The 4,166-nt window shown below is 71.4% G+C and carries 5 protein-coding genes and 1 pseudogene; 5 read left to right on the top strand and 1 reads right to left on the bottom strand.

Annotated features, from left to right (window positions below):
* From ACIA77_RS52270 to ACIA77_RS52250, 5 genes and pseudogenes are all read left to right on the top strand, one after another.
* On the top strand, nt 1–202 hold a 202-nt coding region (locus ACIA77_RS52270), incomplete at its 5' end, for a hypothetical protein (protein WP_395893722.1).
* A gap of 11 nt (nt 203–213) precedes the next feature.
* Nucleotides 214–1,236, top strand: coding sequence for an Acg family FMN-binding oxidoreductase (locus ACIA77_RS52265; RefSeq protein ID WP_395893721.1), 1,023 nt, complete (start codon nt 214–216; stop codon nt 1,234–1,236).
* A gap of 20 nt (nt 1,237–1,256) precedes the next feature.
* Nucleotides 1,257–1,490: an SHOCT domain-containing protein gene (locus ACIA77_RS52260; protein WP_395893720.1), complete on the top strand. Its 234-nt coding sequence runs from the start codon at nt 1,257–1,259 to the stop codon at nt 1,488–1,490.
* Nucleotides 1,491–1,511: 21 nt separating this feature from the next.
* On the top strand, nt 1,512–2,210 hold the full coding sequence (locus ACIA77_RS52255) for a hypothetical protein (protein ID WP_395893719.1): 699 nt from the start codon (nt 1,512–1,514) through the stop codon (nt 2,208–2,210).
* A pseudogene (locus tag ACIA77_RS52250) lies at nt 2,198–3,502 on the top strand (wax ester/triacylglycerol synthase family O-acyltransferase); the annotation flags it as partial. The gene ACIA77_RS52255 and the pseudogene ACIA77_RS52250, both read left to right, overlap by 13 nt.
* A 46-nt stretch (nt 3,503–3,548) precedes the next feature.
* On the opposite strand, the gene ACIA77_RS52245 reads toward ACIA77_RS52250, so the two are convergent.
* The gene (locus tag ACIA77_RS52245; RefSeq protein ID WP_395893723.1) at nt 3,549–3,671 is read right to left on the bottom strand and encodes a WS/DGAT domain-containing protein; all 123 of its coding nucleotides are present in this window, start codon (nt 3,669–3,671) and stop codon (nt 3,549–3,551) included.
* Nucleotides 3,672–4,166: the final 495 nt, after the last annotated feature.

Below are 4,166 nucleotides of genomic sequence, written 5' to 3'. Positions count from 1 at the left end.
CACGGCGATGGCGCACGAGTTCGACCCCTGGCCCGGCTCCTTCGCCATCGACACGACGGGCAGCCCTGACGGGAGCCTCGCCCTCGCGCTCGCCCCGCTCACCGAGGACCGGCGAAAGTCCCTCGGCCGGGGGGACTCCGACTCTCCACCGGAGCAGTGCACGGCTGGCACGGTCGAGCCGACGGTCTTCCGACACGAGTAGGCAGGCGGGCCATGGAACACGGACTCCCCGATGACTTCACCGTCTGCACCGCAGTGGCCATGGCCATCCGGGCGCCGTCGGTCCACAACTCCCAGCCGTGGCGTTGGGCCGTCGGCAAGCGCACGCTGCATCTCTTCGCCGACCCCTCGCGGCAGCTGCCGCAGACCGACCCCGACGGGCGCGACCTGCTCATCGGCTGCGGCGCGGCGCTGCACCACGCGCGCATCGGCTTCGCGGCGCTCGGCTGGCAAGCCGACGTGCACCGCCTGCCCGATCCCGCCGAGCCCGATCACCTGGCGTCGATCGGGTTCCACCGCCGCCAGCCGAGCGCGACCGAGGTCGCGCTCGCAGCGGCCATCCCGCGTCGTCGGACCGACCGCCGCCGCCACAGCTCGTGGGAGGTCCCGCGCGGCTACCTGGAGTCGATGGCCCAGGCGGTGGCGGACGAGGGCGTGGTGCTGCGCGTAGCCGAAGGCGCCGAGCGCTACTACCTGGCCACCGCGATCGAAGAGGCGTCCCGCCAGCATCGTGAGGACCCCGCCTACCGCGTCGAGCTGGCCGCGTGGAGCGGTCGTGACGCGGCCCCGGACGGCGTCCCGTCTTGGAGCGCGCCGGCGGTGGACACGAGCCCCGGCACGCTCCCCGCCCGGCCGTTCTCGGATCCCAAACTGCCCGAAGCGTCCGGCGCGACCAGTGAGAAGGATGAAACCGTGCTGGTGGTGCTGAGCACCGCGTCGGACGACCGGATGTCGCGGCTGCGGGCCGGCGAGGCGACCAGTGCGGCCCTGCTCACCGCGACCCGCTTCGGACTTGCCACCTGCCCGTTGACCGAGCCGCTCGAGCTGCCTGACGTCCGCCGTACGGTCGAAGAGAAGGTCGCGTCCGGTGCCTTCCCGCAGATGGTCCTGCGCCTCGGATGGGCCCCCGCCAACGCGGATCCGCTGCCCGCGACCCCGCGCCGCGACCTCGAAGACGTGCTGACGACGCTCGACGCCGCCGATTTGTCGGGCGAACCCGGGTACCAGCAGCGCTGAACGGGGACGAGGTCGACGCAATGCCCCACTGGCATTACGCAACAACCGGAGGCTGGCTCGGTCCCCTGGTCGCGGTCGTCGAACTCAGAGCCGTGCTGGCCGCCGTCGGGGTCGTCGCCGCCGTGCTGCTCCGGAGGACGTCGAAGCTCACATCCGAGGGCGAACGCGCCCTGAGCATCCTGCGTGAGCGGTTCGCCCGCGGAGAGATCGACCGGGATGAGTGCAAACGACGGCACGAAGCGCTCGGGCGCTGAACCAGGAACGAGGAAGGCACCATGCGCCGGACGATCGCCGCCGCGACCGCCGCCGGCCTGTTCGCGCTCGGCGCTTGCGGGTCCGGCACCCCCGGCAACACCCCGGTGGCTCCCGCGACAGAAACAAGCCCTGGCACCACGACGGGTTCCGCCACCGCGACATCACCGGCGATGACCGGCACCACCGCACCCGGCAATGCCGGCTCGACCTGCGGCTCACGTGCGTGGGACACAGCGGCCGAGGAGATCGCCGGGTCGACGACCGACGCGGTCTACCTCGTCCGTGTCGGCCGGCACGAGTGCTACGACCGAGTGGTCCTGGACATCAACGGTCTCGCCGAGACGGGGTACGCAGTCCGGTACGTCACGCTCGTCACCGCGGATCCGTCAGGACCGCCGCTACCCGTCGCGGGTGGCGCGGTGCTGCAGGTAGCGGTTCGCGCGCCCGCGCTCGGCACCGACGACAGCGGGCACCGGGCAGTCCGCACTCCTGCCGTGACCGGCGACCATTTGTATTCGGCTTCGCAGCTGGCGAGGTGGCCCGCTCTGCGCGCAGTGCGCTTCGCCGGGTCGTTCGAAGGCCAGTGCACCTTCGCCATCGGAGTGCGCAGCGCCCTGCCGTTCCGGGCGTTCCCGCAGCTGGACGGCACGAACCAGATCCGGCACGTCGTCGTCGACATCGCGCGCCGACCACCGAGGAGGTCGCCATGGAACGTTTGAGCCCTCTCGACGCGGCTTTCCTGGAGATCGAAGACGAGGATCCACGCGCGGCGCTCGCGATCGCTTCGCTGGCGATCGCCGCCGGGCCCGCGCCGGGGCAGGATGAGTTCGTCGCGGCGATCACCGCGAGGCTTCCGCAGGTGCCGCGCTACCACCAGAAGGTCCGTAGGGTGCCGTTCGACCTCGCACCACCCGTGTGGGTCGACGACGACGCGTTCCGGCCCGAGGACCACTTCGCGCGGCTGTCGGTGCCCTCACCCCACGACGACGCCGCGCTGTGCGAGCTAGTCACGCTGCTGATGGACGAACGGCTCGACCGGGATCGGCCGCTGTGGATGTTGTGGGTCATCGAAGGGCTCTCGGAGGGACGATGGGCAATCCTGTCCAAAGTCCACCACAGCCTCACCGACGGCGTCTCCGCGACGGGGCTGCAGCGCGTCCTGTTCGGGACGGCGGAACCGCCGGGGTTGCCTGCCGCACCGGAGCCGGATCCCGGCGTGACGCGGCTGCTCGTCTCCGCGCTCGGCGAACTCGTGACCAGTCCCGTCACCGGGTTCGGACACCTCATCGGCAGCGTGTTACAGCCCCGAGCCCTGGCCCGTCGCACGACCGAGGTCGCCCGAGGTCTGGCCGCACTGTCGACAGCGCTCATGCCCGTCGCTCCGAGCTCACTCAGCGGACCGCTCGGGCACCGGCGAGGATACGCGGTCGGTCAGGCCGCGCTCGCTGACGTCGTCACCACGGCGAAAGCCTTCGACGTCACCGTCAACGACGTTCTGCTCGCCGCTGTCACCGGCGGGTTGCGTGAGCTGCTCCTGCGCCGCGGCGAAGATCCGGCGCCCGACAGCGTGCGCAGCCTCGTTCCGGTCTCGTTGCGTACCAGCGCTGCGATGTCCGAAGTGGATAACCGCGTGTCGCTTCTGCTGCCGCTGCTTCCAGTCGACCTGCCCGATCCCGTGCACCGGCTCGTCCGCGTGCACCGAAGGGTCACGGCGCTGAAGGGCAATAAGGAGTCGGCCGCCGGTGAGTTCGTCACCAGCGCCGCCGGCGCCGAACCGTTCGCCGCCTCCGCGTGGGCCATCCGGGCAGCGGCCAAACTCCCCCAGCGCAACATCGTGACCGTGACGACGAACGTCCCCGGCCCGCCGGAGCCTCTCAGCGTGGCCGGCCGCGAGGTGCTCGAGCTCTACCCGTACGTCCCGATCGCGCTGCGGTTGCGGACCGGCGTCGCGATGATGACCTATCGGGGCCGGGTCTTCTTCGGCGTGACCGCCGACCGCGCGACGGTGCCGGATGTCCGTTTCCTCGCGGAGACGGTCGTGGCCGAAGTCGCGGCGCTCAAGGCCGCTGCGGTCTCCTCCGCGAGGACCGCACCAGATCCTCCGGATCCGGCAGGAGGCGCCGGTCGGCGTCGAGACAGAAGCGGACCTGACCGGCGTAGCTGAACGCGCACCTGGTGATCGCTTGCCGGGCACCGGACGGTGCCCATTGCCTGGAGCGGGCAGCGTCCGGCGACGAGGTACTGGTCGAGGTCGAACTCCGGGTCCGTCACCCACCACCAGCCACTACGGCGCGCGATCGGGCGCTGCAGGTAGACCGGGTACGGGCCAGTAGCCGATCAGCGACGACGGCGCGCAGCCGCGCCGAGTCCAGGGGAGTGGCCGCCTGCAGCACGGATGTGACCACCATCCGGTTCTCACTCCGGTCGAGCCGCAGCCACAGTTCGTCCTGGGCGGAGATTCCGATGTGGTGAGGCGCGGGGCACGGCCTGTCTTTCCCGGCGGTGGTCCGTGTTCCCGCCGCTCAGGGCCCGTTCCAGTCGAGCCGGTACGGAACGGAGTTCCCGCTGCAGCGGGAACTCCGGCCTCCGCGTGGACGAAGGTCCCCGCGGCCGCTCGCCAACGTCCCTCGTCCGGACGCCCGTCGGCGGAGCAGGGTGGATGGACGGGCCGTCGC

It is taken from the genome of Amycolatopsis sp. NPDC051903 (genome assembly GCF_044452505.1).
Classification (GTDB): domain Bacteria; phylum Actinomycetota; class Actinomycetes; order Mycobacteriales; family Pseudonocardiaceae; genus Amycolatopsis.
The sequence above is the reverse complement of the archived record's forward strand: the minus strand, read 5'-3'. Positions and strand labels throughout refer to the sequence as shown.